Source organism: Vibrio sp. 1249-1, from assembly GCF_033340495.1.
Genome location: NZ_JAWOWJ010001044.1, coordinates 1 through 544, shown reverse-complemented (window position 1 = coordinate 544; position 544 = coordinate 1). Strand labels below are relative to the sequence as shown.

General features: G+C 45.4%; 1 protein-coding gene. It reads left to right on the top strand.

Translation table 11 applies throughout. The features are described from left to right. A partial coding sequence (locus tag R7Z50_RS30365) for an AraC family transcriptional regulator (protein WP_318150132.1) occupies positions 1 to 544 on the top strand: 544 nt, incomplete at both ends.

The window sequence follows — 544 nt, the reverse complement described above, 5'->3', positions numbered from 1 at the left end:
ACCCCGACGCCGCCTACGAGCTATACCCACAATCCAAGTATTTGTCTTATCGCGCAAGGCAGGAAGCGAGTCTTATTGGGAGAGGAAAGCTTTATTTACGATGCCAACCACTTCCTGATTTCTTCTGTCGATCTCCCTATCATTGCCAACATTATCGAAGCCAGGGAGGAGCAACCTTATTTAGGGCTGATCATGGAGCTGGATTTGACCGAGATTTCCCAACTGATTGTCGATAGCGAACTTGCCTTTACTCAATCCAAAGAAGCGCAAAAAGGCATTGCTGTCGGTGAGTTGTCGGAATCTCTATTGGATGCGTTTGTACGTTTAGCAGAATTATTAGACGAAGGCCAAAACATCAAAATTTTAGCGCCCATCATTAAACGGGAGATTTTTTATCGCCTTTTGATGAGTGAACAGGGCACGCGTCTCCATCAAATCGTGACTGCGGGCAGCCATAGCCATCAAATAGCCAAAGCCATCGACTGGCTCAAAAACAACTTTGTCAAACCATTAAGTGTTGGAGATTTGGCTTCGTTTACAGGTA